The organism is Paraburkholderia sediminicola (genome assembly GCF_046030555.1).
GTDB lineage: Bacteria > Pseudomonadota > Gammaproteobacteria > Burkholderiales > Burkholderiaceae > Paraburkholderia > Paraburkholderia sediminicola_E.
In genome coordinates this window covers 79,459-105,688 of sequence record NZ_JAQQCH010000004.1, presented here as the reverse complement: position 1 = coordinate 105,688, position 26,230 = coordinate 79,459, and the positions used below count along the sequence as shown (strand labels likewise).

26 protein-coding genes are annotated in these 26,230 nt (G+C 61.7%); 9 read left to right on the top strand and 17 right to left on the bottom strand.

Annotated elements, in window-relative coordinates; genetic code table 11:
• Positions 1-20: 20 nt before the first annotated feature.
• Genes PQQ52_RS08015 through msuE form a run of 8 tightly spaced genes read right to left on the bottom strand, consistent with a single transcriptional unit; the run spans position 21 to position 7,908 of the window.
• On the bottom strand, positions 21-827 hold the full coding sequence (locus PQQ52_RS08015) for an ABC transporter ATP-binding protein (protein WP_408208892.1): 807 nt from the start codon (positions 825-827) through the stop codon (positions 21-23).
• Between the two features lie 2 nt (positions 828-829).
• Positions 830-2,191 carry an ABC transporter substrate-binding protein gene (locus tag PQQ52_RS08010; RefSeq protein WP_408208890.1) on the bottom strand — a complete coding sequence of 454 codons (1,362 nt, stop codon included), beginning with the start codon at positions 2,189-2,191 and terminating at the stop codon, positions 830-832.
• 57 nt (positions 2,192-2,248) lie between these two features.
• Positions 2,249-3,316, bottom strand: a complete 1,068-nt coding sequence (locus PQQ52_RS08005) for a branched-chain amino acid ABC transporter permease (RefSeq protein WP_408208887.1) — start codon at positions 3,314-3,316, stop codon at positions 2,249-2,251.
• An 8-nt stretch (positions 3,317-3,324) separates the two neighbouring features.
• The gene (locus PQQ52_RS08000) at positions 3,325-4,206 is read right to left on the bottom strand and encodes a branched-chain amino acid ABC transporter permease (RefSeq protein WP_408208884.1); all 882 of its coding nucleotides are present in this window, start codon (positions 4,204-4,206) and stop codon (positions 3,325-3,327) included.
• 13 nt (positions 4,207-4,219) lie between these two features.
• A complete protein-coding gene (locus tag PQQ52_RS07995; RefSeq protein ID WP_408208881.1) occupies positions 4,220-4,999 on the bottom strand; it encodes an ABC transporter ATP-binding protein in 780 nt (259 codons plus the stop codon).
• Between the two features lie 25 nt (positions 5,000-5,024).
• On the bottom strand, positions 5,025-6,194 hold the full coding sequence (locus PQQ52_RS07990) for an AMP-binding protein (RefSeq protein WP_408208878.1): 1,170 nt from the start codon (positions 6,192-6,194) through the stop codon (positions 5,025-5,027).
• A gap of 2 nt (positions 6,195-6,196) precedes the next feature.
• On the bottom strand, positions 6,197-7,300 hold the full coding sequence (gene sfnG / locus PQQ52_RS07985) for a dimethylsulfone monooxygenase SfnG (RefSeq protein ID WP_408208875.1): 1,104 nt from the start codon (positions 7,298-7,300) through the stop codon (positions 6,197-6,199).
• A 26-nt stretch (positions 7,301-7,326) separates the two neighbouring features.
• Positions 7,327-7,908 (bottom strand): FMN reductase, encoded by a 582-nt coding sequence (gene msuE, locus PQQ52_RS07980; RefSeq protein ID WP_408208872.1) that lies wholly within the window; start codon positions 7,906-7,908, stop codon positions 7,327-7,329.
• A 544-nt stretch (positions 7,909-8,452) separates the two neighbouring features.
• Here msuE and PQQ52_RS07975 point away from each other — a divergent pair.
• Both PQQ52_RS07975 and PQQ52_RS07970 read left to right on the top strand, forming a co-directional pair.
• On the top strand, positions 8,453-9,682 hold the full coding sequence (locus tag PQQ52_RS07975) for an acyl-CoA dehydrogenase family protein (RefSeq protein WP_408208870.1): 1,230 nt from the start codon (positions 8,453-8,455) through the stop codon (positions 9,680-9,682).
• Positions 9,679-10,794, top strand: a complete 1,116-nt coding sequence (locus PQQ52_RS07970) for a sigma-54 interaction domain-containing protein (protein ID WP_408208867.1) — start codon at positions 9,679-9,681, stop codon at positions 10,792-10,794. Before PQQ52_RS07975 ends, PQQ52_RS07970 begins: the two co-directional genes overlap by 4 nt.
• Before the next feature lie 112 nt (positions 10,795-10,906).
• Here PQQ52_RS07970 and PQQ52_RS07965 read toward each other — a convergent pair whose 3' ends face one another.
• Complete coding sequence (locus PQQ52_RS07965) at positions 10,907-12,151, bottom strand: acyl-CoA dehydrogenase family protein (protein WP_408208865.1); 1,245 nt, start codon at positions 12,149-12,151, stop codon at positions 10,907-10,909.
• A 278-nt stretch (positions 12,152-12,429) separates the two neighbouring features.
• On the opposite strand from PQQ52_RS07965, the gene PQQ52_RS07960 reads away from it, so the two are divergent.
• From PQQ52_RS07960 to PQQ52_RS07945, 4 genes are all read left to right on the top strand, one after another.
• Entirely contained in the window at positions 12,430-12,849 is a 420-nt protein-coding gene (locus PQQ52_RS07960) for a hypothetical protein (protein ID WP_408208862.1), read from the top strand.
• A gap of 305 nt (positions 12,850-13,154) precedes the next feature.
• Positions 13,155-13,379, top strand: a complete 225-nt coding sequence (locus tag PQQ52_RS07955) for a hypothetical protein (protein WP_325044207.1) — start codon at positions 13,155-13,157, stop codon at positions 13,377-13,379.
• 189 nt (positions 13,380-13,568) lie between these two features.
• Positions 13,569-14,441 carry a class A beta-lactamase gene (gene bla, locus PQQ52_RS07950; protein ID WP_408208859.1) on the top strand — a complete coding sequence of 291 codons (873 nt, stop codon included), beginning with the start codon at positions 13,569-13,571 and terminating at the stop codon, positions 14,439-14,441.
• Positions 14,441-15,559, top strand: a complete 1,119-nt coding sequence (locus PQQ52_RS07945; protein ID WP_408209565.1) for an acyltransferase family protein — start codon at positions 14,441-14,443, stop codon at positions 15,557-15,559. Before bla ends, PQQ52_RS07945 begins: the two co-directional genes overlap by 1 nt.
• Positions 15,560-15,652: 93 nt before the next feature.
• On the opposite strand, the gene PQQ52_RS07940 is transcribed toward PQQ52_RS07945, so the two are convergent.
• The 5 genes from PQQ52_RS07940 to PQQ52_RS07920 all read right to left on the bottom strand — a co-directional run bounded on the left by PQQ52_RS07940 (position 15,653) and on the right by PQQ52_RS07920 (position 20,266).
• The gene (locus tag PQQ52_RS07940) at positions 15,653-15,928 is read right to left on the bottom strand and encodes a transposase (RefSeq protein ID WP_408208856.1); all 276 of its coding nucleotides are present in this window, start codon (positions 15,926-15,928) and stop codon (positions 15,653-15,655) included.
• 152 nt (positions 15,929-16,080) lie between these two features.
• A complete protein-coding gene (locus PQQ52_RS07935) occupies positions 16,081-16,761 on the bottom strand; it encodes a DUF2894 domain-containing protein (RefSeq protein ID WP_408209562.1) in 681 nt (226 codons plus the stop codon).
• A 1-nt stretch (position 16,762) separates the two neighbouring features.
• The gene (locus tag PQQ52_RS07930; RefSeq protein WP_408208853.1) at positions 16,763-17,410 is read right to left on the bottom strand and encodes an OmpA family protein; all 648 of its coding nucleotides are present in this window, start codon (positions 17,408-17,410) and stop codon (positions 16,763-16,765) included.
• Positions 17,407-19,500 (bottom strand): DUF802 domain-containing protein, encoded by a 2,094-nt coding sequence (locus PQQ52_RS07925; RefSeq protein ID WP_408208850.1) that lies wholly within the window; start codon positions 19,498-19,500, stop codon positions 17,407-17,409. Before PQQ52_RS07925 ends, PQQ52_RS07930 begins: the two co-directional genes overlap by 4 nt.
• A gap of 10 nt (positions 19,501-19,510) precedes the next feature.
• The gene (locus PQQ52_RS07920; RefSeq protein WP_408208847.1) at positions 19,511-20,266 is read right to left on the bottom strand and encodes a DUF3348 domain-containing protein; all 756 of its coding nucleotides are present in this window, start codon (positions 20,264-20,266) and stop codon (positions 19,511-19,513) included.
• Between the two features lie 426 nt (positions 20,267-20,692).
• Between PQQ52_RS07920 and PQQ52_RS07915 the strand changes: the two genes are divergently transcribed.
• Positions 20,693-22,384, top strand: coding sequence for a purple acid phosphatase family protein (locus PQQ52_RS07915; protein ID WP_408208844.1), 1,692 nt, complete (start codon positions 20,693-20,695; stop codon positions 22,382-22,384).
• Between the two features lie 83 nt (positions 22,385-22,467).
• On the opposite strand, the gene PQQ52_RS07910 is transcribed toward PQQ52_RS07915, so the two are convergent.
• Positions 22,468-23,073, bottom strand: a complete 606-nt coding sequence (locus PQQ52_RS07910; protein WP_408209560.1) for a ParB-like protein — start codon at positions 23,071-23,073, stop codon at positions 22,468-22,470.
• Between the two features lie 258 nt (positions 23,074-23,331).
• Here PQQ52_RS07910 and PQQ52_RS07905 point away from each other — a divergent pair, with 258 nt between their 5' ends.
• Positions 23,332-23,643 (top strand): hypothetical protein, encoded by a 312-nt coding sequence (locus tag PQQ52_RS07905; protein ID WP_408208841.1) that lies wholly within the window; start codon positions 23,332-23,334, stop codon positions 23,641-23,643.
• Here PQQ52_RS07905 and PQQ52_RS07900 read toward each other — a convergent pair.
• The gene (locus PQQ52_RS07900) at positions 23,640-24,101 is read right to left on the bottom strand and encodes a GlcG/HbpS family heme-binding protein (RefSeq protein ID WP_408208838.1); all 462 of its coding nucleotides are present in this window, start codon (positions 24,099-24,101) and stop codon (positions 23,640-23,642) included. The two genes, PQQ52_RS07905 and PQQ52_RS07900, sit on opposite strands and share 4 nt — an antisense overlap.
• A 120-nt stretch (positions 24,102-24,221) precedes the next feature.
• On the opposite strand from PQQ52_RS07900, the gene PQQ52_RS07895 reads away from it, so the two are divergent.
• Positions 24,222-25,115: a LysR family transcriptional regulator gene (locus tag PQQ52_RS07895; RefSeq protein ID WP_408208835.1), complete on the top strand. Its 894-nt coding sequence runs from the start codon at positions 24,222-24,224 to the stop codon at positions 25,113-25,115.
• A 142-nt stretch (positions 25,116-25,257) separates the two neighbouring features.
• Here the strand turns inward: PQQ52_RS07895 and gcvA are convergent, their stop codons facing one another.
• Entirely contained in the window at positions 25,258-26,175 is a 918-nt protein-coding gene (gene gcvA / locus PQQ52_RS07890; RefSeq protein WP_408208832.1) for a transcriptional regulator GcvA, read from the bottom strand.
• Positions 26,176-26,230: the final 55 nt, after the last annotated feature.

Below are 26,230 nucleotides of genomic sequence, written 5' to 3'. Positions count from 1 at the left end.
ACGCCGATGCGTCTGCGGCGTTAGCCCGCCGCTGATGGGGCAAGGTGGCGTGATCCCCGGCGCGCGCCACTCGTAACTGGTTTGTCACGCCCAAGATAGGCATCGCGCAACGCATCGAGTTCCAGCAATGTGTCTGCCTTCCCATGCGCAACCACGCGGCCGCCTTCGAGCACATACCCAGACTGCGCATACCGCAACGCGATCGCCGCATTCTGCTCCGCCAGCAGAAAGCTGACGCCATCGTCGCGATTGAGCGCAGCCACGGTCTCGAAGATTTCTTCGACGACTTGCGGAGCCAGTCCCATAGAAGGTTCATCGAGCAACACCAGCGAGGGCCGTGCCATCAACGCGCGGCCGATCGCCACCATTTGCTGTTCTCCGCCGGACGTATAGCCCGCAAGTGTCTTACGGCGCTCCTTGAGCCGCGGAAAGATCCCGTAGATACGTTCGAGATCCGCCTCGAGTTCAGCGCGTCGAGGCCGGCGTACAAAGGCGCCGAGCCGCAGATTTTCTTCGACGGACAAATGAGCAAAACAACGCCGCCCCTCCAGCACCTGGACGAGCCCACGTTCGGCGAGCGTCCACGGATCCACATGAGTCGTCGCGTCGCCGCGATACGCGATGCGGCCTGACGTCAGCTCGCCCCGTTCGGCACGAATCAGGTTCGAAATGGCCTTCAGCGTGGTCGTCTTGCCGGCGCCATTGCCGCCCAGCAGTGCGACGATGGCGCCGGACGGTACCGTCAGGGAAACACCGCGCAATGCCGGAATGAGTTGGCTATACGTCACGGCAATGTCCTCGACCTGCAGGATCGGGGCGGCGCTCATGCTCAGAGATCCTTGCTGCAATCGCGCGGCGTAATACCCTTTTCCCTGGCGTACGCGTTTGCCGACTTCTCGATGATCGGGCGCAGCAGGGCGCGATCCGCCTGGACCCAGCCGCTGATCACCTTCCACTGTTGGCCGTCCCATTGCTGGAAGCGTACGGCGCCACCGCCCTCGTGATCGGAGCACGACAACTTCAGCGGTTGAACCAGGCCGTACGCGCCCAACTGCTTAAGACGCGCGTCGTCGAGATTCAAATGCTCGAACCCCCAGCGCACCTGTTCGCCCGTAAGCGGCTTGTTGCCGTACTTCGCCTGAGCCACGCGCAACGCTTCGACATTGAGAATGCCGTTGACGACGCCCAGGTTGTAGTACACCGTGCCGAAGCGCGCCGGGTCCTTCAGGTTGCCGTTGCCGGGTTTGATCACGTACTGATTGATTGCCTGAAGCACCGGGAACTCGGTGCCCGACGGATGCGTAGTGATCGAAATGAAACCCTTCGCAGCGTCGCCCGCCGGACGTGCATCCTCCTCCGAATTACTCCAGATGTTGCCGATAATGTGATTCGCGGGAAAGCCCACTTTCTGCGCCGACTTCAACGCGACCGGGTTCATCACGCCCCAGCCACGCAGAATCACCCAGTCCGGATTGATCCGGTGGATGGTGAGCCACTGCGATCCCTGCTCGTTACCAGGGTGCGGGACTTCGATCTGCGTGAGTTCGAAGCCATACTTTTTAGCGAGCGCATCGAGCACGGGAATCGTCTCGCGGCCATAAGGCGAACCGTGGTAGAGCACCACGATCTTCTTGCCCTTGAGCTGATTCAGGCCGCCTGACTGCTGACCGATGTAATTGATGATCGCCGAGACTTCGCTGTACGGATTGAGTTGAAGCGGAAACACGTACGGAAACACCGCCCCGTCGGTGGAATCCGTGCGACCGTGATTGATCGTGACCAGAGGGATCTTGTCGGCGGTTGAGCGGTCGAGTGTCGCATAGGCGATCCCGACCGAAAGGGGATTGGTCGCCGCAGCCGGTGCGCCGTTCAGACCACCCTTGAGCCGCTCATAGCATTCCACGCCCTTTTCCACGACGTATTCGGTTTCGCATTCGCTCCACGTTAGCTTGACCCCATTGACGCCACCATCGCGCTTGTTGATGAGGTTCATATAGTCGATGAAGCCGCCGAAGAAACCGCTGCCGCCTGCCGCATACGGCCCGACGCGGTAGCTTTGCAGCGGGAAGTATTCTTCGCCAGCGGCCTGTGCATTGGACGCAAATGCGGCGGCGAGGGCAAGCATCAGGCTTGCGGCAGCAGCAACGCGCGAAGCCGTCCCACGCCTCTTGAAGGAGTCGATGAAATTCATACTGAATGGACCTTGAATGGATAAACGATGGTTAAAGAGCGATGAATGAAACCGGAGTCACGCGCGCAGCGGCCAGTCGCGCAGACGATTCCGCGCGGTCTGAACCAGTCTTGCGAGCCCGTCCGGCTCCTTGATGAGAAAAACGATAATCAACGTGCCGAAGAGGATCTTCTGCAGGTTCTGCAACTGACCGGCTTCGATGCCGACGCTGGCGAGCGCACCGGCCGCATTCGAGAGAAGGATTGGCAGCAGCACGATGAACGCCGCACCCAGAAAATTCCCGCCGATGCTCCCCATGCCGCCAATGATGATGATGAACAACACCTGAAACGACAGATTGAGATCGAAGCCGTGCGGCTCGACCGTGCCCAGATAAGCAAACGCCCACAACGCGCCCGCAATGCCGATCACGAACGAACTCAGCGCGAATGCGAGTAGCTTGGTGCGGCCGATCGGAATGCCGATCACGCGCGCAGCGGTGTCCATGTCGCGCACGGCCATCCAGCGTCGACCGAGTTCGCTGCGTACGAGGCGGGTCGCCAGCATGAACAGGACGGTGGTGACGCCAAGTACGAGCAGATACCGTGCGGCCGGCGTGTCGATTTTCCAGCCGAATGCTGCGAGCCGCGGCGCGCTAAGTACGCCCGAGGTGTCGTCGTTGGAAAACCAGCTGACGCGCGTAAAGATCCATTCGACAAAGAACTGCGCGGCCAGTGTCGAGACGATCAGGTAGAACCCTTTTATGCGCAGGCTCGGCAAGCCGAACACGGCGCCGACCACGGCCGTGATCAATCCGCCGAGGAAGAGATCCACAACCAGCGGCAAGCCTGGCACTCTCACCATCAGGTTGTAGGTGGCATAGGCGCCGACCGACATGAACGCCGCGGAGCCGAGCGAGAGTTGGCCCGCGTAGCCCGTGACCAGGTTCAGGCCGAGTCCTGCGAGAGACAACACGAGAAATGGAATCAGAATCGCATTGAGCCAGTAGTCGTTGCCGACTAACGGCACGGCGATGAACGCGATCAACACAAGAATCGCCGTGAGCCATAACTTCAACACTGGCAATTGCAGCGGGTACGGTTTGAACTTGCGCGGCGCGTCGGCGGTGGCGTGAGGCGTTGACATAGCTCGCCTCACACGCGTTCGACGGCGGGTTCGCCGAACAGACCCACAGGCCGCGCGAGCAGGAACAGCATGGCGAGCAGATAGGGAAACCAGTTTTCGATGCCGCCGCCGACCAGGCTGCCGACATAGACCTCGGCAAGCTTCTCCGATGCACCGATCAGCAATCCGCCGACAATCGCCCCGCCAATCGACGAAAATCCGCCGATGATCAGCACCGGCAGCGCCTTCAGCACGACCAGCGACAACGAGAACTGCACTCCGAGGCGCGCGCCCCACAGGAGCCCTGCCACGAGGCTGACAAAGCCTGCCAGCGCCCATACGATCGCCCACACGCGCGGCAGCCGTATGCCGATAGCGAGCGCCGCGAGTGGATCGTCGGCAACGGCACGCAGCGACAAGCCGAGTCGCGTGCGATTGGTCAGAAGCGACAGGCCGATCACCAGCACGCCGGCGCTCGCCGCGGCAAAGAGATCGAACTGGCTGATCATGACGCCGGCCACGTTCAGCGGTTTGTCGTCGATACCGAGATCCAGGCCGTGCACCTGGGCACCCCAGAATAATTGCGCGGCGCCTTCAAGAATGAAGCTCAAACCGAGCGTCGCCATGAACAGGACAATGGGCGGCCGATTCACCAGCGGCCGCAATACGAGGCGGCCGATCAGCAACGCAATCAACACCAGTGCCGCTAGCGCCAAACCGAATGCAAGCACGGGATTGACATGCCGCTCGACCAGACTCATATACGTGAGCGCACCGAATAGCACCATCGAACCCTGCGCGAAGTTGAATACGCCCGACGCTTTGTAAATCAGCACGAAGCCGATCGCTACCATCGAATACATCACGCCCGCCAGCAAGCCGCCGACGAGTACCTCAAGGAAGAATCCCATGTCGTTCAATCTCTCAGTGACGGGTGCCGAGATAAGCGGCCAGCACGTCCGGGTTGGTGCGCACATCGGCTGGGGCGCCGTCTGCGATCTTCTTGCCGTAGTCGAGCACCACGACGTGATCCGACAGGTCCATCACTACGCCAATGTCGTGCTCGATGAGTACGACGGTCACGCCGAATTGCGCGTTGGCGTCGAGCACATAGCCGGCCATTGCACGTTTTTCGTCGGCATTCATGCCGGCCATCGGTTCGTCGAGCAGTAAGAGACGGGGCTCGGCGGCGAGGGCGCGGGCCAGTTCAATGCGTTTTTGAACGCCGTACGGCAAGGTGCCGACGGTGGTATGCCGATAGCGCTGCAAGTCGAGTGCTTCGATCACGACTTCCGCATGGCGGCGTTGCGCCGTTTCATCGTTACGCGCGCGGCCGATGCCAAAAGTCTGTTCGAACCACGTGCTGCGCCGATGCAGATTGCGGCCTGTGAGCACGTTGTCGAGCACGCTCATCCGGCGAAAGAGCGCGATGTTCTGGAACGTGCGGGCAATACCGCGGTGTGCCGCGTGATACGGATTCATGCGCCCGTAGGCGTGGCCGTCGAAATGCACGCTGCCTTGCTGCGGTTGATAGACGCCGTTGATCACGTTGAGCAATGAGCTTTTGCCCGCGCCGTTCGGACCGATCAGCGCGCAGATTTCCCCCGTATGCACAGCGAAGCTGATATCCGTGACCGCTTTCACGCCTTTGAACGACAGCGAGATATGGTCGAGCGAGAGTAGCGGGTTTGAGGACGAAGTCATTGGACGTTGGGTCATGCATTAATAATCAATAGGCCGGTTGTTCGGACGCGCCGTCTGCCGCATAGCGTTGCGGTGCAGTTGCAGTTGCAGTTGCAGTTGCAGTTGCCTGACGGTTATGTTCGACACGTTGCCAGTCGCCGGTATCGGGCCACGCGCGCACGTCGACACGTAATGCCTCGAATAGCGCAGCGGTTTTGTCGTCGAGCGCCGGCCCGATGACGAGCGCCGCATGGGTGCGCGAAAAACCGATCACGTCGCGTAACGGCCGGGTGATGAGCCACCAGGTCAGCGCACGGACAAGCGGACCGCTTTGCCTGCGCTCCGCACGGCTGATCAGGCGGCGCCGCCACGAGCGTGCGCCGGGAAAACGGTCGTCGACGAGCTGTGCGACGCGGGCATAAGTTTCACGCGTGCCCGCAACCAGTGTCGGTGCGAGTTCGCGGCGATCGTTGTCGCGGGTCGCGAGCGACTCCGGGAAATTGAGGCGGAAACCGTTCAGTAGCCAGGGTGCGATCAGATAGCGGGCCTGAGAGGCGGCGGCGAATGCGCGTGCGGCAAATGCTTCGTCGTCTGCGTTCAGATTCTCGGTGGCGACGAGTTGCTGTGCTTCACGCACCAGCGTCGCGTGCGAGAAACGTTGTTGAACAAGTTGCCCATCGGCATCGTGGCGCACGAAAGCGAATGCGTCGTCATGGGGGCGGGCAGCGGATGGAAAGCTGTCTTCGTTGTGGATCGACAACGCGCGATAGTCCGTCACGGCGGGGTGCGGATGAGGCGTCAGATTGCGCGGGTTGGCGTCAATCACGCGCAATCCCGCCTGCGTCAGCAGACGATCTATCTGACTGTCATCTTCGGCGAACACGAAGCGTGGGGCGAGATGCGTGAGCACCGAGCGCAACGCGTCATCAGCGAGATGCGGGTCGAGCGGTATCGCGACGCCACCGCTCCACTGCGCCGCCAGCGACAGGAGCAGCGCCTCCTCGCGCGGATGACTGACGAGCAGCAGCGCGTCGCCCGCGGCAAAGCCACGTTGTGCAAGCGCCGCGGCCAGTTGCTCGACCGCCGTTGCGATGTCTTGCCACGACAGCGCGTGCCATGTGCCCAGCCGTTTGTGGCGCAATGCGATGGCGTGCGGTCGGTGCCGCGCCTGATGGCGCAGCCAGTCCGGTAGCGTCGACGGCGGTGCCTGAGTCATGTTCAAGCGGCCTTGGCCTGCTGCTTGAGCTCGAGTTCGCGCACGAGCGGCAGAACCCGTTTACCGAAATACTCCACCTCTTCGATGAAATGGAGAAAACCTGTCAGCACGAGATCCACACCGATCGACTTCAACTCGACAATGCGCTCGGCGATCTGCTGAGGCGTACCGATGAGATTGGTGCGGAAACCGTCGTTGTATTGCACGAGGTCTTCGAAACTCGACTTGGCCCAGTTGCCTTCCCCTTCCGGTGAAGCCTGGCCCGCCTGTTTGACGGCATCGCCGAAAGCATGCACGGCTTCGACGTGCGCATGCTTGATGATGTCGGCGAGCACGGCCTTGGCCTCTTCTTCGGTATCGCGCGCGATCACGAAGGCATTCACGCCAATGCGCACCTTGTGATTGTTCTTCGCCGCCTTGGTCTGAATATCGTCGATCTGCGCTTTCAGATTCTCCGGCGTATTGCCATTGGTGAAGTACCAGTCGGAGACGCTGGCAGCGTTATCGCGGGCGGCGCGTGAACTGCCGCCCTGAAAGATTTCCGGATGCGGTTTTTGTACCGGCTTGGGACTCAGCGTGTAATCGTTGAAGCGGTAGAAATCACCCTTGAAGGTGAAATTGTCCTGCGTCCAGATGCCCTTGAGCGCCTGAATGAATTCTTTCGAGCGGCGATAGCGTTCGTCGTGTTCGAGCCACGGCTCGCCGAGCGCGGTGAATTCGCCTTTGAACCAGCCACTCACGACGTTGATGGCAATGCGGCCATTCGAAATATGGTCGATCGTGGCCAGTTGCTTGGCGACGACAGCGGGGTGCCACGGGCCTGGCAGAATCGCAGCCAGCACCTTGAGTTTGGTTGTCGCGTGCAACAGGGCCTGGCTGAACGAAACCGATTCGTGCTGATATTCCGCACCGTAACCGGCGGTAAAGCGGATCTGGCTCAGCGCGTATTCGAAGCCCGCCTTCTCCGCGGTTTGTGCGAGTTTCTGGTTGTATTCGAGACTCCAGTCCGTGCGCTGCTCGATCGTGCTGACGACCAAACCGCCGCTGACATTGGGCACCCAGTAGGCGAACTTGACGGCGTCGTCGTGAGAGGGGTTCTGGCTCATGATGTTCCTGATAATGGGGTGAGGGTCTATGCAGCCAGCGTGGCGGCTTGCGGGAGCGAAGCAGGGATACGGCCGGCATGCAGCCATGGGAGCGCGCGCGTCACAGCGAGCGCAATGCGCTCTTCCAGTGCCGGGTTCGAAATCGCATAGCCGCTGAAATCCGCTTCCGACGCATACACGCCAACCGGTAGCGTGCGAGCCTGAAAGAAGCTGAACAGCGGACGGAGTTGATGATCGATGACGAGCGCGTGACGGTCACTACCGCCTGTTGCGGCCAGCAGAACCGGCACGTCGAATAGCGCCTCGTGATGCACGAGATCGAACAGATGCTTGAAAAGTCCCGCATACGACGCGCGATAAACCGGGCTTGCGACGACCAGCAGGTCCGCCGATTCAATCGCCTTGATGTGCGTTTCCACGTCAGCCGGGACCTGCGAGCGTTGAACCGCGCCGGCGAGGCGTGAGGCGATCTGCCCCAATTCGACGAGATGCGTGTCGATCGGCAGCGCGTCGCCAAGCGAGGCAAGCAGACGTTCAACTACGACGAGCGTGCGCGACGGCCGTTGCAATCCGCCGGAGACGGCGACCACTTTCAATCTCTTGGTCATTCGAACGATCCTTACAGGCGAAATCGAATTAATCGGGACTACAGCTTATTTAGCGAATACCGTGCCATCCGGTGTTGCGCGGACAGGACGGGCATGGAGGGAATCTGCGGACCAACGTTGATCGCGCGCCAAGTCAAATGGCATAACCGTTTGAGGTTTTTTGCCTCCGCGCATATCGCGGTGGCATAGAACGATTGCAGGCTGACGTATGAAGCTGACGAAGCAACATGGTCTCAATGCTGCTGCTGGAGCAGCAGTGCTGTGTTCCGGCGATGGACGTGCAGGCTTTCAGAATTCCAGTAGATCTGCTGCCTGGGAGGCGTCGAGTGGGGGTGATGCTGATGCAGAGGCAGCATCCATAACGATGCTGCTGCGTAAGCAGCAATTCGACTTTGGTTACCACAACAAAATGCATCGGAAGTCGCGGTAGATGGTCAGAATATGTTTCTCAGGAAGCAATCCTGATCGACGCCATTTAACACCCGCCAACTGAAAAATAACGGTCCACGCCCGCACGTAGCGGGGTGAGTGCCCTTTTGCCTATATGAATTCGACCTACGTACTGTCGGACGCACTGGCTTCCGTGCTACCGGACGCGGCCACAGCGTCGGCAACTGAAACGCCTCTGCAGATCGCGCAGCGGCTCGCGACCGCATTTTCGGTAACCGCCGCCGAGCGCGACGCGCGGGGCGGCACGCCGAAAGCGGAGCGGGATGCGTTGCGCGCCAGCGGTCTTCTTGCGATGAGCATTCCCGAGGCGCAGGGCGGGCTCGGCGCCGACTGGCGGCAGACGTTGGATGTGGTGCGTACGCTCGGCCGGGCGGACAGTTCGCTTGGCCATGTGTTCGGTTTTCATCATCTGATGCTGGCGACCGTGCGTCTGTTCGGTGCGCCGGCGCAGTGGCGCGCCTGGTTCGAACAGACTGCCCGCCGCCAATGGTTCTGGGGCAATGCGTTAAACCCACTCGATGAGCGGGCTGTCAGCCATTCGCACGCGGATTGGCGGGAGTTCAGCGGGCAGAAGAGTTTCTGTTCCGGCGCCCTCGACTCCGAAATGCTGATTGCTTCCGCGCGAGACGCCGGCACCGGAACCTTACTGGTCGCGGCCATACCGACCGGACGTTCGGGCATTTCCGTTGCGGAAGATTGGAACAACATCGGCCAGCGCCAAACGGACAGCGGCACCGTGACGCTGGAAAAGGTGCGTGTGGAGAATCATGAGGTTCTGACCGACCCCGGGCCATTGTCGACGCCGTTTGCCTGTCTGCGTCCTTTGCTTGCTCAGCTGATTCTGACGAATGTCTATCTCAGCATCGGCGAAAGCGCGTTTAACGACGCCCGTCATTACACGCTTCATGAAGCGCGCCCGTGGCATACGTCCGGCGTGACAACCACCGCGGCGGATCCCTATATCCTCGGCCAGTATGGCGAGTTCTGGACGGGTCTCGAGGCGGCGCGGCTGTTGACCGACCGCGCGGCAGACCGTTTCGATGCGGCCTGGAATAGAGCGGATGCGCTGACCGACGCCGAGCGTGGCGAAGTGGCGCTGGCGGTCGCCACGGCCAAAGTGGCCGCCACAGAAATCGGGCTCACCATCTGTACCCGTATGTTCGATGTGGCCGGCGCGCGTGCGACGCATGGCGCGCTGCGACTGGACCGCCACTGGCGCAATCTGCGCACACATACGCTTCACGATCCGCTTGCCTATAAGCTTCGAGAAATCGGCGAATGGGCCCTGACGCAACGATATCCGACGCCGAGCTTCTACTCATGAACTATTCGCTCAATCACGTGTTACCGGACCGGCCAGCCGTCGCGCGAACGGAAGTGCCGCCTGTGCTGACGATGCCCGACAAGCGCACGCTGACCACCTCCATTCGCGCGACTGCCCAGATCTTCTCCGACCCGCAATCGCTGGCGTTGCTCGAACGTATTCGCATGGTGGCGCCGAGCGACGCTAACGTGCTCGTGATCGGCGAGACAGGAACGGGTAAAGAGCTGGTCGCACGCCATGTGCATAACCTGAGTGCTCGCAAGGACGGCCCTTTTGTCGCGGTCAACTGCGGGGCGTTCTCCGAATCGCTGGTGGAGAGCGAGTTGTTCGGCCACGAGAAAGGCGCGTTCACCGGCGCGTTTTGCGCCAAACCCGGCTGGTTCGAAGCGGCCAATGGCGGGACGCTGTTTCTGGACGAGATCGGCGATCTGCCGCTGTCGATGCAGGTCAAGCTACTGCGCGTATTGCAGGAGCGAGAGATCGTGCGGCTCGGTTCGCGCAGGAGTATTCCCATCGACGTGCGCGTGCTGGCGGCCACGAACGTGCATTTGCAGGACGCGGTGGCGGCGGGCCATTTCCGTGAGGACCTGTTTTATCGACTAAACGTCGTACATCTGGCCGTGCCGACACTGCGCGATCGGCCCGGCGATATCCTGCCGCTGGCCCGTTACTTCATTGAAGAATATCGGAACCGGCTGGGCTACGGCCCCGTCGGCATCGAACCGCGCGCGGAGCGAAAGCTGCTGGAACATAGTTGGCCCGGCAATATTCGTGAACTCGAGAACGTCATCCACTATGCGTTGCTGGTGTGCCGCAGCGATTCGCTAGGCGAGGGCGATCTGCAGATGTCGTCGTTCGGAGTTCACGCGGCGCGACGCGCGGCGATCGAACCTGTTGCGTCTACACCGCTGGAAGGGTTGGAAGGGGCCTTGCGTCATCTTTTCGATAATGCGGAAGGCAATCTATTCGAGCAGATCGAAGACACGGTGATGCGCGTGGCGTTCGACTTCTGCTACCGGAATCAGATTCAGGCTGCGAGGCTGCTCGGCATTAGTCGCAACGTGTTACGCGCGCGTTTGATCCGCGCCAAACAGATTTCCGCACAGAAGTAGATACGATCCGGCGATGCCGGATGCGCACTAGCCCTCTCCATGCGGCGAGCCTTAACGTGGGCCGGTTGCGAAATCGGCCCACGCTCAATGCAGCGCATACGGCGCAAGCGGATTACTCTACCGATCTGCTGTTGCCGATCTGCCAGACAAACGGAGGTTGTGTGCCATTGATTTCCCAATCACCTACGATCCGCTCCTTGTAGATCAGCGGGTTGTGTGACGCAGCGGTGCGCGCGTTTCGCCAGTGACGGTCTAGAAGTTTGTTTTCGCTAATGCCCGAGGCGCCGAGCGCATTGAACAGATCGGTGGTGGCCTGCAGAATCAAGCTGGCCACGGCGACTTGCGCCTTTGCCGATTCAATTTCGGCCGCCACGTTCGCCGCGTGTTCAGCATCGCGGTCCGCGCCGAAGCGCGTTTCGTACGCCCTTTGTGACGGCTCCGCGGCTCGCACGGCGGCGGCCTCTGCCGCGTATACGCGTGCCGCTATTTGCCCGACCACCTGCTGCACCTGGGCATCTTCGCTGACGCGTGGCGCGTTACCGTGGCTGTAAACCCGGGTACGTTTGCGCACTTCATGCGAAATGTCACGCAGCGCGGCGCGCCCCGTACCTGCGATCACGGCGATCAACACGAGTTGATAGAACGCGGTCTGGTATTTGAAGCGCGTGGAGAAATCGATAATGTTCTCTTCCTCGACGACGGCGTTGTCGAACACAGACGTCCCGCTTCCGGTGGTGCGTTGGCCGAAACCGTCCCAGTCGTCGCTTTGTTTGACACCTGACTGATGCGTGCTCACCGCCGCGATGACGTCGGCGCCGTTGTCGTCGCGCTGCGCGTAGACGTCGATCCAGTCGGCGAAGATGCTGCCCGTGCTGTAGTACTTTGTTCCGTTGACGACCCACTGGTTGTCGCTGCGCGATACACGCGTGATCACGTCGCCGATCTTGACCGCACCGACTTCGGTCCACGCATTGCCGACGATTTCACCCGCCACGAAGCGTTGCAGCCATTTTTCCCGTCCAGCGCCGGGCACTGCATTGATCCTGTCCTCGACGAAGGCGAAGTGGCCGCGTAACGCTTGCGGCAAACTCGAATCGGCCTCGGCCAGTTCGATCAGGAGCTGCACGAGTTGCGGAAGTGACGCGCCGGCACCGCCGTATTCGCGTGGCACTCTGACCGCGCCGAATCCGGCTTCCTTCAACCAGACAATCTGCTCGTAGGGAAGCGAGCGAGTGCGCTCGCGCTCGAGCGCGCCTTCCGCGATTCGGGCGAAGATCGGCCTGAACCTGGCGGCCAACTGTTCATAGTCGGTGCCGTATGAAAGTGGCAATTCTTCACGCTGATTTTTTGATGTCATGCGCCTGCTCTTGAGTCGGTAGGTGGAGTAAGCCAGAGCGGCCAGGCTCTTGACCCTGTGGACTACAAAGCACGAGCTATGCCATCGGGGCGAGTGCGTCGTCTTGCTGGTCCACGGGTGGGAAAGGGGCTTCTTGCTGCTGGGTTGAAAGCAGTGTGCTGATGAGCTGCTTGCCTGAAAGCAGCTTGGGGCGGATGCGTTCACGTGCGGTTACGTTGACCGTGCTACCTTCTCTTATGTCCGCGAGCGAGCGCTCGTGATTCGATACCGAGGTAGACATGGAACCCGCATGGCAATTCCAGCTAAGAATCGCCGTCTCGCCTGAACTTGCAAGCGATCTGCGCGCAGAACCGGCGAGCGCTTCGCATGCCGCGCTTCGTGATGTTTTGAGCAGGCACAACGCGACCGTGAAATGCCAATTCGACGCTTTCGCCGACTACGTGCGTGAAGCGGAAAAGCGGGGTCCGGAAAACTATCCGCTTTATCAATGGACCCGGCAGACGATCGAGAACCCGGAGAAGAAAGCGAAGTACTTGCAGTCGTTCACTGTCTATGTGAATGGCGACGAGATATACGGCAAGGAAATCGCCGACGTGATGGAAGCCGAACTGTGGGCACTCGTCGGCGACGACGGCATTGGAAGCGTCGCCAGGTTCGATACCAATCCGGCGAGTAACCCGCAGCCACCCAGGCGCTAGCGGTTAGAGGCAGTCCACCTGCTTTCCAGCACGACACGCGAGTGTCACAAACGGCGATTCGATGCCATCAAGCTGCAGCCCTTCAACTGGACCATGTACTCCGAACGGCTATAAACGGGCCACGCGAGCATTGCCGGTCCGGCTGCATCCGCGCCAGTGACGCAGGCGATTTAAGCGTGCGTATGAGCGATTTCTTTCAATGTCATTTCGGGCTGGGCGCAAACTGGTAAGTCAATTTTACATTTGACGACAAGGCGTCGAGTTCGTGAGAGGATGGCATTTCACTTTTTCTCGCGGAGGGCGAAATGGGACTCTTGGACGAAGTAGGCAAGATCGCTGGCGCAGTAGCGGCCGTTGAAGCAGCAGAAAAAGTCGATCCGGATGCAGGCCTGCTCACAAAGGGCGTTGCGGCGGTTGCGGGCTTTGAAGGCGCCGGCGCATTGGAGTCGTTGGTCCAGAAGAAAGACGGCGAGAAGCAGGACGACGCCGACAATGCTCAAACCACAGACGACGCGAATCCTCAGACCTGATTTTTGGCGCCGTGAGCGGGCCAGCCCTACGCAGGGCTGGCCCTTTTTTTATGTTGAGCCAGGACCGGCGCCCGCCGCAACGCAAGCATGGAAACCAGTCGGCCGGATGTCGGATAGCTGCGCGCTATGCCTGACCTTTGCCATCCATCGCGTGGTCCTCGTGAGCGAATTGACTTTGAGGACGATTCATTGACCATCTCTGCAACACGCCGGAGCCTGACGCTCGGGTTGCCCATCCTCCTCGGCCTTGGCGCCATACCCACGCTGGCCGCAAATACATCTTCGCTAGCCGATATCGAACGCCGCAATGGCGGGCGCCTCGGCGTGTTCGCTGTCGATACCGGTTCAGGCCGAACCTGGACGCATCGCGCTGACGAGCGCTTTCTGATGTGCAGCACCTTCAAGGGATTGCTCGCCGCACAGGTGCTATCCCGCGTCGACGCCGGCAAGGAGGATCTTGCCCGCCTTGTGCCATACACCGGGAAAGACCTGATCTTCACGTCGCCCGTGACGAAGGCACACGTGGCAGACGGCGCGATGTCGGTCGGCGCGCTGTGCCAGGCTATCGTCGAAGTGAGCGACAACACGGCGGCAGTGTTGTTGATGAAAAGTGCTGGCGGTCCCGCGGGTTTGACGCAATTCGTTCGTGGTCTCGGCGATACCGTTACCCGCTCCGACCGGTATGAACCCGAGTCGAATAAATACAGCGGGGTGTTCGACACCACCACACCTCGATCGATCACGACGTCGGCGAGCAAAATTCTGCTGGGGAACGTCCTGCGTCCCCAATCGCGTGCGCAACTGGAAAACTGGATGATCGCCTGCAAGCCGGGTTTGAACCGGCTTCGCGCGGCTTTTCCGCCGGACTGGATAGCGGGTGACAGACCCGGAACAAGCGTAGAAGAAGAAACCAATGACTATGCGATCGTGCGCCCACCGCGACGCGCGCCGCTTCTCATCGCCGCCTATTACGATGCGCCGGCGCTTGGCATGCCCGCTCGGGAGGCCGTCTTGCGGGAGGTCGGTGCTGCATTCGTGAAGTGGGCTTCGGATCGGACATGATGACGGTTGGCCAGCGCAACTCGCGGATCGATGTGATCCGCGGCGTCTCGATTCTTCTTGTTCTGTTTCACCACTTCAACATCGCGTACCGTCTGAACGACACATGGCTGGCGAAAACATTCGGCTGGGAAGCGGTGCGCGCTGTCGCTCGAAACGGTAATTATGGCGTGACGATGTTTTTCGTCATCTCGGGCTATCTGATTACGTCGAACGCGGATCGTCGTTGGTCCGGTCTCAGCGGCATCAATGCGCGGGCATTTTATCGATTGCGTGTCGCGCGGATCATTCCGTGTCTGCTGTTGTTGCTGGGTGCGGTCAATCTGCTCGCGCTGGCGGGTGTCGCCATCTTCCAGAATCACGCGCCGGCCGGCACACCGGTCTCTTTCTGGCTCGTCAATCTGGCGTCGCTGAGCTTCTGGATGAATGTGCTCGTGGGCTTGCACGGGTGGGTCAACTACCCGTTGGGTGTGTTGTGGTCTTTGTCGGTGGAGGAGGTGTTTTACCTGTTCTTCCCGATTCTGTGCCTCGTCCTGAAGCGGGAGTCGCGCCTGCTTGTCTTCTGGGCGGCGATCATCGTCATCGGCCCGTTTTATCGCCTTGCCCATCAGGGTGACGAAGGCGGCTTTCTCTACGCTTATTTTGCTTCGTTCGACGGCATCGCTATTGGTTGCTGCACGGCCGTGCTCGCGAAACGGATCGCGCTGCGCGGTCGCGCGGCAACGCTCCTGCAATGCGTCGCGGTGGTTGCCATGACAGTCCTGTACCTGGTTGGGCCGATTGCAGAAACCAATGTCTTCGGTGTGACGGGAATGGCATTGGGCACTGCCGTGTTACTGCTGGGCGCGTACTGTCGACCGGCCGCGCCTGACGTTGGAGACGTCCGGGTTCTGCTGGGCTTCGAGTGGTTTGGTCGGATTAGCTATGAGCTTTACCTGTTCCATCTCATCGTGCTTGGGGCGATGCGAACAATGTGGCCGCCGCGCGTTGTGGACGGTGATACAAAACTGCTGCTATTGGCTGGGTTTTTGGTGCTGTCGGCAGCGTTGAGTGCCGGCATCGCACGGCTTTATTCCGAGCCGTTAAACCGCAGGATCAGACATTGGCGCACCGCTGCGTAGATGCCGCTGGCATCGTCAGTCCATTGCCAACTCGCATGCGGCCGACAAACGAAGTGGCGCGGTTTTATCCTGCAGTCATCGCACCCTGAACGATCAATGTTCTAACTGCTCGCACATGCCAAGTTCGACGAAAACCTTCGACATCATCCCGGAGCGTCGCCATTCCAGCCATTTGATGTAACAGGTTTGCGACGGTGGAAAGCTTGCGGGGAGACGCTGCCACTTTTCGTCATTGCGAACGATCCACAGGATGGCGTTCACGATCTCGCGCGGATCTCGCCGTGGCCGGCCGACTCTCGGTGTGGCGTCATGGTGGAACAGGTGGGCAATGCGTTGCCAATCTTCGTCGGACAGCAGGGATTCGAACATTTTCAGGTTTTAACCAGATAGTACAATCTAATTATCCCAAATAGAAGTCTGCGTCTAAATCGCGATATCGGGCGTGAAAACGGCCTAGACCGAAAGATCGGTTTTGGTCTGACTGTGATGGCCCAAGCTTCGGTTGATCCGTCCCCACGGCGTTAGCGCGGTTTGCTCCGGGCACTTTTTCTGGCGCTTGTGGTGCGAGGCGCGTCTTTAGCCGACAACGCGCCGCCGCCGTTCATCTGCTCCATCCACGACAAGGCGTCGACGTACGACAGGAACTGCTGGAGATACCCAGGCGACAGTTCGCGCATCAGTGAGAGCGACCGATGGACGAGGCTGCTCGAGTTGAGCGGGCCGGCATTACCCGGCGCTTTCTTCAACGACTGCCGCAACTGTTTCTCGGACCGGACCTTGGCCCAGGTCTCCCTGAAGTAATCGAGTGCTTCCAGTTCGGGATAAGTGGGGCGGCGGGATGCGGCGTTGCCTGCTGCGGGGTTGTTTCCGCCGGCCGGCGCATGGGCGATGTAGTCGATCAGTTCGGCCAGCGTTCCGCGAGCGGATTCGGTAGAGGATGCCGCGGTGCCCGCATCGGCACCCTCGGACGCAGCACGTTCGAGATCGCCGGCATAAGCCTCGATCAGTTTGGACAGCCTGTCGTCCAGGATGCGTCGCGTCTCGCCGCTGTGGCCGGCTGCCCGCCGATCCAGCGCCGCGATGAAACGAAAACGGATGGGGTCGAGGCGATCGGCGCCGCACTCGCGCCATGCATCGAGCGTTGCCCGGGCGCCGCTTGCCAACTCGCTAGCGTCAGCGTTCGCACTACCCACGCTAGTCACATTACTCACCGGGCTTCACCGTTGCGGTCGAAGGCCTCGGGACCGGCGCTATTTCCACGCGCCGGTTTTTGGCCCGCCCCTGGTCGTCGGCATTCGAGCTGACGGGCTGCTGCGAACCGAACGCGGCCGCAAATACGGACGAGGACGGAACGCCTTGATCGATCAACGTACGGGTCACCGTCAGCGCGCGCTGGGCCGATAGTTCCCAGTTGTCGGCAAAGCGACGGTTAGCTTCCCGCACTTGCCGGTCATCGGTGAAGCCGCTCACCATCAGGATCTCGTCGTTGGCCCGAAGATACGCGGACAGCGGCCCCGCGAGACTCTTCAAAACATCCCGGCCTTCAGGCTGCAATTGATCGGAGTTCAGTGCGAAGAGCACGCTGCCGTTGATGCCGATGCGCCCGTTGACCAGCGTCACCCGGCCCGCTGCCAGCGGTCCTGCCAATGCCTGCTCCAGGGTCTTGCGGCGCTGCGTTTCCATCTGACGCTGCTTGACCTCCTGCTCCAGCCGGGTCGAAAGCTCCAGTTGCACGCCGATGACGCCCACCAGGATCAGCACGAAGGCGCCCAGCAGCACCGACATCAGGTCGCCGAAGACGGGCCATATAGGCGCCACCGTCTCCACGCCGCCGTCGATTTCCTCGCTCATGCCGCTTCAGCTCCCGCGGCCGCCCGCTTGCCCGCGAGCTGTTGCAGATCTTCGACGATCTGCTTCTGCGACATCATGCTCAGGTCAATCACTTCTCTCGCCTGCGCCACGTAATAGGCCAGTTGTTCGTCGCTGCGCGCGAGGGACTTGTCGAGCGCTGCTTCGATACGCTGCAGATGCGCGACCAGCGTGGTGTTCGACTCGCCGAACACCTGGACGGCCGCGCCGAATGCTTCGCCGAGACTCGCGACTTCGACGGCGCTGCCGGTGACCTGGGCGGCGACCGCGCCCAGCTTCCCGGTTTCGAGCTCGACCTTATCGGTGAACCGCGTGCCGACACGATCCAGCAGATCGGCCGACGTGGCGACCAGCGCGTCGACGGCTGAGCGTTGCTCGGTGGAGGCGTGGTTCACGGCGTCGAGCAGGGTTTCGAGCGTCGCCAGCAGGCGGCTGCGTTCCTCCAGCATGGCGGTGTCGCGAACCATGCTGTCGGAGAGTTTCTGACGCAGTTCGGCGACGACTTCGGCAGCGGCCTTGGGGGCTTCTGACGCGGCTTGCACGAGTTGGGCGATCTCGGCGATCGTGCTGCTCGCGTGCGCTTGTGTCTGGGCTGCGATGTCGCGTGCGGTTTGCGCCAGCGTGTCGCAGATCTCCTGCTGCCGGTTCGCGGTACGCGTACCCGCCTGCTCCCACTGCTGGCTCAATGTCGCGGCCATGGAACCGAGCGTCTCGGTCCAGGCCGCCAGGCGTTGCTCGTCTCGCGCGGCCAGTTCCGTCTGCAAGTCGGTATGCGACTGTCCCACGGTGCGTAACAGCGACGCCGAGTGCTGCTCGAAGGTCGCCGCGGCCGCAACCAGCGCCTGCTGATTGTGGTCAGCCAGCTTCTCGCCGGCTTGCGCCTGCTGTGACAGCGCCTCGTTCCAGGCTGCCGACACACGGCCCGCCGTCGCGTCCAGGCGCGCGGAGACGCCATCCAGCAAACCGGCCGAGCGTTGTTCGAAGGTCTCGGTGAATCGATCGAGCGACGTGCCCAGATGCTGGGTGAGGGCCTCGCTTGACCGCTGGTGTCCCTCAAGTGCCTTGTTCCAGATGTCCGCGACGGCGGCGGTGGTGGTCTCGAATCCAGTCGAGAGCCCGTCCAGTTGCCGCTGCACGGCGTGCGTGACGGTGTCGTGCATCGAGGCCGTCTCGCGCGCGAGGCCCGCCATCGTGGCCGCCATGACCGGCTGCAGCGCCGCGCTGGCGGCGCGCGTGCTTTCGGCGACGCTCTCCTTCAACGACTGCTCCACGGAGGAAGCGAGGCGCGTGTAGGCGGCCTCGGCTTTGCCGTGGAAGGCGTCCTGGCTGGCGATCTGCCGCTCGTTCAAGGCGAGACTCTGTTGCTCGATGGCCGCCATCATCGTCTGCAGACGATCGACCAGGGTGGGCATCATCTCGGCCTGCCGCTGCAGGAGCCTGAAGCTCTCCTCACGCTGATGGGTCTGCGAGTAGATGCGCAAGGTCGTCGCGATCTTCACGTCGAGCGTCTGTGCGGCATCGATCCGCTCGCGACGGCACAGCGCCGAAAGCAACCCCAGCATCGCGGATGTGGCCACGCCCGCAATCGAGGTGCCGAAGGCAAAGCCCAGCCCCTTGACCGGCGCGGCGAGCGACGCACGGATAGCCTGCAGGTCCGTCGCGCTTTCCAGCGCCATGCCGGTGCCACGCAGGGTCGCGACCATGCCGAGGAGCGTGCCGAGCATGCCCAGCAGCACGAGCAGGCCGACCAGATACGGCGTCAGCGCTGGGCCCGGCAAGGCCACACGCTCACCCTCGACGCGCAGGCGCGCCGCATTGCGCAGGCTGGGATGCAACGCGTCAAGCCAGGCGCCGAGGCTGGGCGGTGGCGCGGACAGGCTCGCGACCGCACGCGCCAGCGTGGACGTGGCCTGGCTGTAGCGTCGCAGCTCGAGCGCACCCGCCACGTAGCAGGCGCCAATCAACATCGTGACCGCGAACGCCAGCGGATTCGAGCCGACGTAGCCGGCACCGATCCAGCACACCGCGGCCAGACCTACCAGAAAAACAACGAGATTGAGATATCTGGACATAGTGTCCCAGTTAGCGGGTGCGAAGGGCCGCGAGCAACCCTTCGACCGGTTGTAAACGAATTTCCAGTTCGGCCAGCAACACGCTCTGCATATCCTTGCGGAACGCGTCCAGCCAGGCGCCGGGCGTGGCGGTTGCGGCGGGTGCGGCGTCTTCCGGGGCTTCGGCGTCGGCCAGCGTCTGTTGCTCCGCCTGGCGCAAACGCTCGAAGTGCCCCGCCAGCAGCCCGGGCACGGCGGCCAGCAAGCTCCGCTCGCGCTCACTGAGCGCGCGCTCCATCACGGCGTCCACCACCGCGAGCCGGGCCATGGCGGGCGTTCTGGCGGCCAGCATGGCCCGCAGGCGAGCACGCAGATTGCCGACGCCCGTCTCCATCGACTGCTGCATGGAGAGGTAGCGCTGACGAAAAACCGCGTAGTCGACCGGCGCATCCGCGGACGCTCCCTGGGGCTGCGCCGACGCCGTGGACCCACGACGCCTCGCGGCGGCAAACACGCTATCGCCGACGATGGCACTCGCCAGGGACGCGCGCGCACGGGCGCACTCGCTCTCTTCAGTGTCGCCGAAGGCTCGCGCGCCGGCGGCCGCCGCAGGCGGACTGTTGGTCAGCGCCGAGGACAACGCGATCGCGTCGGTCCAGCCTAGCCACTGGCTTAGCCGGTCCGAGAGCGATTGGCTGGATTCGGGAACGTCGACGTCCGTCAGGCGCGCAAGTAAACGAATGAGCGCCGGGCCACTGAAAGCTGTGCGCTGTGGGGCTTGCACCATACCACCAGAGTCAAAAAAGTCAGCAGTTTACACGGCGAAGGGGTGAGGGATGCAGCCCCTTAATGAATGGGGCTGCCGGGCATGGGATTTCGGCGTGACTGGCAAGCCAATCGCGATGCCTCGATTCGGAGTGCCATGCCGGGGTTTTCTATGCCGTGTGCGCGGCTTTTGCGCCATCCGTCGATCGACCGGTCAGGGCGGTCGGGCGGTGCGATGTGCGGCAGTGGGGTCAAACGGTCGCTCCTGAGAAAGCAGGACACCATCTTCTCACGTCCGGTCATTTCATCTGGCTGTCATAGCTTCACGACTAGGATGCCCTGTTACTTCTGTCGCGCCCTGGTCCGGCGTGGCCCTCGCGGCCCACATAGCACCGTGCGCCCGCCGTCCGCGTTGACGACCTTCCACCCCCATACAAAAACACCAGACATGTCGAACAAAAAAAACGTTAAAGATTTGCCGGCCGATCCGGGCGCTAGCATCGTCTCGCGCCGCGGGTTTCTGAAGTTTGCCGGCGCGTCGAGCCTGGCAACGGCTGCGGGTACGCTCGCCTCGGCGGCGCGGGCCGCGAACAGTGCGCCCGACGGCACGCCGGAGCAGGTCCACCTGACCTGGGGCAACGATCCGACGAGTGAGGTCACTGTGTCGTGGGCCTCGCCGGCGCCGGCGGTCAATCCGAAGGTGCGCTTCGGCGGTGCGGGCGCGACGAAAGACACGGTGCACGGCGTCCAAAGCACGTATACCGATGGCATCAACGGCGAGGTCGTGTTCACCTACCACGCGCGTCTGCGTGGCCTGAAAGCTGACACGAGCTACGAGTACGAAGTGAGCGCCGACAACGACAGCAATGCGGCCCAGCCCTTTACCGCGAGCTTCCGCACAGCGCCCCGTGGCCGCGCGCCATTTCGCTGGACGAGCTACGGCGATCTCGCGACGCCCAACACCGGCTGGGTCCTGTCGTCGCCGCAAAGCCGTTTCGCGGTTCAGGCTGTCGAGCGATTTCAGCCGCTGTTCCACCTGCTCAACGGCGATCTCTGCTATGCCAATCTGAATCCGACGCACCAGCCGGACGTGTGGCGCGATTTCGGCAACAACTGCCAGACCTCGGCGTCGAACCGGCCGTGGATGCCTTGCCCGGGCAATCACGAGCTCGAATTTCACAACGGCGAACAAGGCCTCGCGTCGTATCTCTCGCGTTACACGCTGCCCGAGAATCACACGCGCTTCCAGGGGCGCTGGTACAGCTTCCGCGTGAGCTCGGTGCTCTTCATTTCGCTCGATGCGGACGACGTGGTCTATCAGGATGCGGCCGCGTTCGTTGCCGGCCCGAGTCCGCTCGTGCCGGTGGCGAGCACCGGCAATCCGCCGATTCAGCCGGGCACGTCGCTCTATGTGCGTGGCTATAGCGACGGCGAGCAGACCCGCTGGCTCGAGCGGACATTGCGCCGCGCGGCGGAAGACGACGAAGTCGACTGGATCATCGTGCAGATGCATCAGGACGCGCTGAGCTCATCGAAAACCGGCAACGGTTCTGACAAAGGCATTCGCGAAGCCTGGCTGCCGCTGTTCGACCGCTACGGCGTCGACCTGGTGCTGTGCGGGCATGACCATGATTACGAGCGCAGCTATCCCGTGCGCGGCTGTCATCACAACAAGGGCACCGATATCGCCACGGGACGGGTGGTCGATACGTTGCAGCCGCGGCCGGTGATGTCGGCGGTGTCGTCGGGTGCGTCGACGTTCGATACGAGCCACGGCACCATTCACCTGATTCTCGGCGGTGGCGGCACGAGCGCGCCGCTCGATGTGTATGGCGTGGATATCGGTACCGGCCTGCCGCAGGCGCGCATTTTCACACGGCCCAATCGTCCGGTTGCCGGGACGGCTGCGGGTACTTTTGTGCGTGCCAGCGCGGATGCCGTTGAAGATGCGGTCTGGTCAGCACAACGGGACACCGGGACGGGCTACGGTATCGCGGTGTTCGATCATGACCCGGGACAGCCGGGAGGCGAGACCACGATTACGATGAACTACTATCATGCGCCGGGGGCGGACCAGACCCCGACGCAGAACTATGAGTTGTTCGAAACGATCGAGCTGAAGAAGAAACGGCGAGCGTAACCAGCGCTTCGCTACGGTTCGACGCGCCAGCGACTTACTTTTCGGGGTGTCAAACCGTTTCTCTGCCGGTGATTATCTCGACGTTATTTCACGCGTCGCGATTTGAAGCCCGGCAGCGTCCTGGCGTCGGGGCTCGACGCCAGGTGGACAGCCTGCTCGACGGCCGCCTTGAATTGTGAATCGCTCGTCCACAGCGGAATGCGTGTGCGGAAAAAATCCGCCCACTGAAATTCGGCAAAAGGTTCGGGCGTCTTTAGATAGCCCCCTGCGTCGCGCACGAACGCGGCGATGCTGCGGTACGGGTCGTCCGTGAGGGCGGAGACCGCATCGGGAATCGCGGAAATGGCTCGCAGGATGCCGCGTTCGTCGTAGGGATGCACCCAGCGTTTTTCAATCACGGTGTCCCAGAACTTGACGTCCGACAGCCGGGACAGGTCGTCCACGACCACGGCAAACGCCTTTTTGATGCCACCGTCCCACAGCGCACGCGCGAGGTGGTGATGGTCGATGACGTAGTGCCTGTCACGCTTGCCCATGACGGTTGGTATCGGCGCCCCTTTCAGGAAGTCTTTCAAGGACTTTGCGTCCATGGCCAGAAGGCGCTTTCGTTTTGCATCGACTTCCAGCATGCCGACCGTTGCCTGCAGCGGGCGCAGTTGTTCAATGCCGATACTCGTTATCGTTGCCATAGGGTGACCCTCCGTATCTGGAAGCATTCTACTGCCGCGCCTACGCTGGAACGTTGCAAAGACACCTTCGGAGAAGTGATGGGGGCCAACATCGGCAACAGGTTTGCGGCGTAGCGCACACCTTGGAGACATCGGACAGTCGATCATGCCTTTCCACGACGGCCCAGGCTGGACGCCCACGAACAGAAGCGGTAGGCTGTGAGTGCTGGTGACTCTGTTTGGCTATGCTGGTCTTGATCGACAACGTGGAGCCCGCACATGGACGTGAGCACGGAAACGCTGGTGGAACTGCTACGGGAAGTCGAAGCCGACGACCCGATCGATTACGCGGACCTTCCATTTGGAGAGCAGGAGCTCAGGCGCCTTGTCATGAGTTCACTCGTCGAGCGTCACCACATGGTCGAAGCCGGCAACATGTCGATTTCCGACATCCACGCCCTGTATCTGCTGAGCACCGCCAAGCTTGTTCTCGAGAACACGGTGCTTCACGCGAGACTGCTTCTGCTCCAGGGGCAACAGGTCGACGTACAGTCACTGTTGGCGCCGTTTACCCTCAAAGGCAAACCCTAAAGGCCGGTAGCCTGCGGGGTCTGCGGCAGCGCATCCGCGCCGGCCTGGGCGACCTGCGCGTCCTGATCGGAACGCATTCCCGACACACCTATCGCGCCGACCACCGCGCCGTCGCGAATCAGCGGAATGCCCCCATCCAGCGGGACGAGATTATTCATGCCGAGCAGGCGCAGGTGGAGACCGCCTTGCGCGATTGCGTCTTCAAAAACGCGCGTGGGACGCCGGAATCGAACCGCTGTTTCGGCCTTCTGTCTCGCGACGTCGTTACTGCCGAGTTGCGCGCCATCGAGCCGCTGCTGAAGCACCAGGTGCCCGCCGCTATCCACGACCGCTATCACCATAGGCCAGCCCTGGCGCACGGCTTCCTCTTCGGCCGCGCGCGCGACCTCGCGCGCATCGGCGAGATGAAACCGGTCGCTGTATTTCATGGGCATAACGTTCTCGTTTTGTTGAGTCATGTGTCACCTCCTGTGGAACCTGCTGGATATCAACAGGGCTAGAATGTAAGGCGACGATCGGTTCCCGCATAGCTGGGCGAGCCGTCAGATATTCTTCCAGAAAACGAGAGAATCACGTGCATGAACAAAGACGAATACGAAGTGCTATTAGCGATTCTCGACGAAGGAAGCCTGACAGCCGCGGCGCGATCGCTGGGCCGAACGTTGCAGTCGGTGAGCCGCGCCATTGCAGCGCTCGAGCGTGAGTTGAACGTAACTTTGTTCCACCGAACGACGCGTCGTGTGCAACCCACTGCGGCATGCCTGAAATTCGCCGCGCGAATTCGACCCGCGCTGGGGGAAATCAACGCAGCACGTGACGAACTCGTCGACCTGGTCACGCAGTTGCGCGGCGGTATTCGCGTGGGTGCGCCAACGGCATTCGGCGCTGAATTCGTCTCGCCGATTCTGGCGAAGTTTTTGGCGATTCACGAGTATGTCAGGGCGGAACTCGTGCTTGCCGAGCAGCATCTCGACCTTGCGAAAGCCGACATCGATCTCGCGGTCCGCCTCGGGCGTCTGCCGGATTCGAACTTACGTGCGAAACAGGTGGGTACGTTGCGGCGGGTGGTGTTCGGCACACCGGACTATTTCGCCGCGCGCGGTCACCCGGCCCATCCGTCCGAACTTGCCGCGCACGACTGCATCCTGCGTCAGCACGGTCAGCGTGAGACGTGGACATTCAATCGGGCAGGGGGCGCTGTTGAAGTCACAGGGCGATTCCGCTCCACAAGCGCGCTAGCGTGCAACGCGGCAGCTGCGGCCGGAGCGGGCATCGGTCGGGCACCGATTTTTCAGGTGCAGACACTGCTCGATGCCGGGCAAGTGGTGACGGTGCTGGATGCGTTCGAGCCTGAGCCCGTACCTGTGCATCTGGTGTGGACGGCGGCGCGCACGGTTCCACGGCGCGTTCGCGCGTTGATCGACTTTCTGGCCAGTCGGCTTGTTTCTGGATCAGCGGAAGACGTTATCTGAATGTCCGGCGAGGATGGATGGCGCCTGCGCTGTTCGCCCGAAAGCGGTCATAGCAGTTTGTTTCCTGCTGGGCAGCGCGGAGGCTGGTTTCTACTGATAGCCTGCCGACGTCGCTATCAGCCAGATGGCCGCCGCCCGCACATCACTTCTCGAGTTCCGCAAACAGCCAATCCTGGAAGCTGCGCAGCTTCGGCAACTCGGCGCGAGATTTCAGCAGGTTCAGCGTATAGCCGTGCACCGGGAGCCCTTCGAAACCGAATGGCGCCACCAGCCGGCCCGTTTCCAGTTCGCGTTGCGCCAGCAGCAGACTTTCGAGGCAGACGCCCAAGCCGTCGACCGCGGCGCTGATCGCCATGAACGATCGATCGAAACGCGGACCGCGTCCGATATCGAGTCGCGTCTTGCGATAGAGGCGCATCCAGTCTCGCCACCCCACCAGACACCCCTCGCTATGAATCAGCGCATGGTGCTGCAAATCCGCGACGCTGCGCAGCGGGTGCTCTCCCGTCATGAGCGTGGGTGAGCACAGCGGCACGATCGTCTCGGGTGGCAGTTCGAGCACCATCGTGCCGGCCGGCTGCAGTTTTCTCGGACCGTAGCGAATATCGATATCGACCGTTTCCGAAATCAGATTTACCGGCTCCGACGATGCATTCAAGCGCACATCGATATCCGGATGCGCCGCACTGAAACGCGCGATGCGCGGCATCAGCCACTGGGTCGCAAAGCTCGGCGTGCAGTGGATCGTGAGGATGTCGCTCTTGGCGGCGCGCCCGATCTCGCGGGTGGCTGAGTCGATCCGCGCGAATGCCGCGGTGATTTCTTCAGCGTATTGCCTCCCGTAGTCCGTCAGGATCACCGTGCGATGGAGCCGATGGAACAGACGAATGCTCAATTGCTCTTCCAGCAGCTTGATCTGATGGCTGACAGCCGACGGTGTGACAAACAGCTCGTCTGCTGCGAGCGCGAACGACGAGAGCCGCGCGGCGGCCTCGAATGCCTGTATCGACTTGAAAGTGACGCGATTGTGCATGGCAGCATCAAGGTGAATTGAATTCATCCATCCGCCCATCTTAATTCGTTTGAGCGCGTGTGAGCACGAGATTACGCTTGAG

Excerpts from the sequence above, each read along its gene's own strand:
- PQQ52_RS08015 (WP_408208892.1), bottom strand. The coding sequence starts at position 827 with ATGAGCGCCGCCCCGATCCTGCAGGTCGAGGACATTGCCGTGACGTAT.
- PQQ52_RS08010 (WP_408208890.1), bottom strand. The coding sequence starts at position 2,191 with ATGAATTTCATCGACTCCTTCAAGAGGCGTGGGACGGCTTCGCGCGTT.
- PQQ52_RS08005 (WP_408208887.1), bottom strand. The coding sequence starts at position 3,316 with ATGTCAACGCCTCACGCCACCGCCGACGCGCCGCGCAAGTTCAAACCG.
- PQQ52_RS08000 (WP_408208884.1), bottom strand. The coding sequence starts at position 4,206 with ATGGGATTCTTCCTTGAGGTACTCGTCGGCGGCTTGCTGGCGGGCGTG.
- PQQ52_RS07995 (WP_408208881.1), bottom strand. The coding sequence starts at position 4,999 with ATGACTTCGTCCTCAAACCCGCTACTCTCGCTCGACCATATCTCGCTG.
- PQQ52_RS07990 (WP_408208878.1), bottom strand. The coding sequence starts at position 6,194 with ATGACTCAGGCACCGCCGTCGACGCTACCGGACTGGCTGCGCCATCAG.
- sfnG (WP_408208875.1), bottom strand. The coding sequence starts at position 7,300 with ATGAGCCAGAACCCCTCTCACGACGACGCCGTCAAGTTCGCCTACTGG.
- msuE (WP_408208872.1), bottom strand. The coding sequence starts at position 7,908 with ATGACCAAGAGATTGAAAGTGGTCGCCGTCTCCGGCGGATTGCAACGG.
- PQQ52_RS07975 (WP_408208870.1), top strand. The coding sequence starts at position 8,453 with ATGAATTCGACCTACGTACTGTCGGACGCACTGGCTTCCGTGCTACCG.
- PQQ52_RS07970 (WP_408208867.1), top strand. The coding sequence starts at position 9,679 with ATGAACTATTCGCTCAATCACGTGTTACCGGACCGGCCAGCCGTCGCG.
- PQQ52_RS07965 (WP_408208865.1), bottom strand. The coding sequence starts at position 12,151 with ATGACATCAAAAAATCAGCGTGAAGAATTGCCACTTTCATACGGCACC.
- PQQ52_RS07960 (WP_408208862.1), top strand. The coding sequence starts at position 12,430 with ATGGAACCCGCATGGCAATTCCAGCTAAGAATCGCCGTCTCGCCTGAA.
- PQQ52_RS07955 (WP_325044207.1), top strand. The coding sequence starts at position 13,155 with ATGGGACTCTTGGACGAAGTAGGCAAGATCGCTGGCGCAGTAGCGGCC.
- PQQ52_RS07945 (WP_408209565.1), top strand. The coding sequence starts at position 14,441 with ATGACGGTTGGCCAGCGCAACTCGCGGATCGATGTGATCCGCGGCGTC.
- PQQ52_RS07940 (WP_408208856.1), bottom strand. The coding sequence starts at position 15,928 with ATGTTCGAATCCCTGCTGTCCGACGAAGATTGGCAACGCATTGCCCAC.
- PQQ52_RS07930 (WP_408208853.1), bottom strand. The coding sequence starts at position 17,410 with ATGAGCGAGGAAATCGACGGCGGCGTGGAGACGGTGGCGCCTATATGG.
- PQQ52_RS07925 (WP_408208850.1), bottom strand. The coding sequence starts at position 19,500 with ATGTCCAGATATCTCAATCTCGTTGTTTTTCTGGTAGGTCTGGCCGCG.
- PQQ52_RS07920 (WP_408208847.1), bottom strand. The coding sequence starts at position 20,266 with ATGGTGCAAGCCCCACAGCGCACAGCTTTCAGTGGCCCGGCGCTCATT.
- PQQ52_RS07915 (WP_408208844.1), top strand. The coding sequence starts at position 20,693 with ATGTCGAACAAAAAAAACGTTAAAGATTTGCCGGCCGATCCGGGCGCT.
- PQQ52_RS07910 (WP_408209560.1), bottom strand. The coding sequence starts at position 23,073 with ATGGCAACGATAACGAGTATCGGCATTGAACAACTGCGCCCGCTGCAG.
- PQQ52_RS07905 (WP_408208841.1), top strand. The coding sequence starts at position 23,332 with ATGGACGTGAGCACGGAAACGCTGGTGGAACTGCTACGGGAAGTCGAA.
- PQQ52_RS07900 (WP_408208838.1), bottom strand. The coding sequence starts at position 24,101 with ATGACTCAACAAAACGAGAACGTTATGCCCATGAAATACAGCGACCGG.
- PQQ52_RS07895 (WP_408208835.1), top strand. The coding sequence starts at position 24,222 with ATGAACAAAGACGAATACGAAGTGCTATTAGCGATTCTCGACGAAGGA.
- gcvA (WP_408208832.1), bottom strand. The coding sequence starts at position 26,175 with ATGAATTCAATTCACCTTGATGCTGCCATGCACAATCGCGTCACTTTC.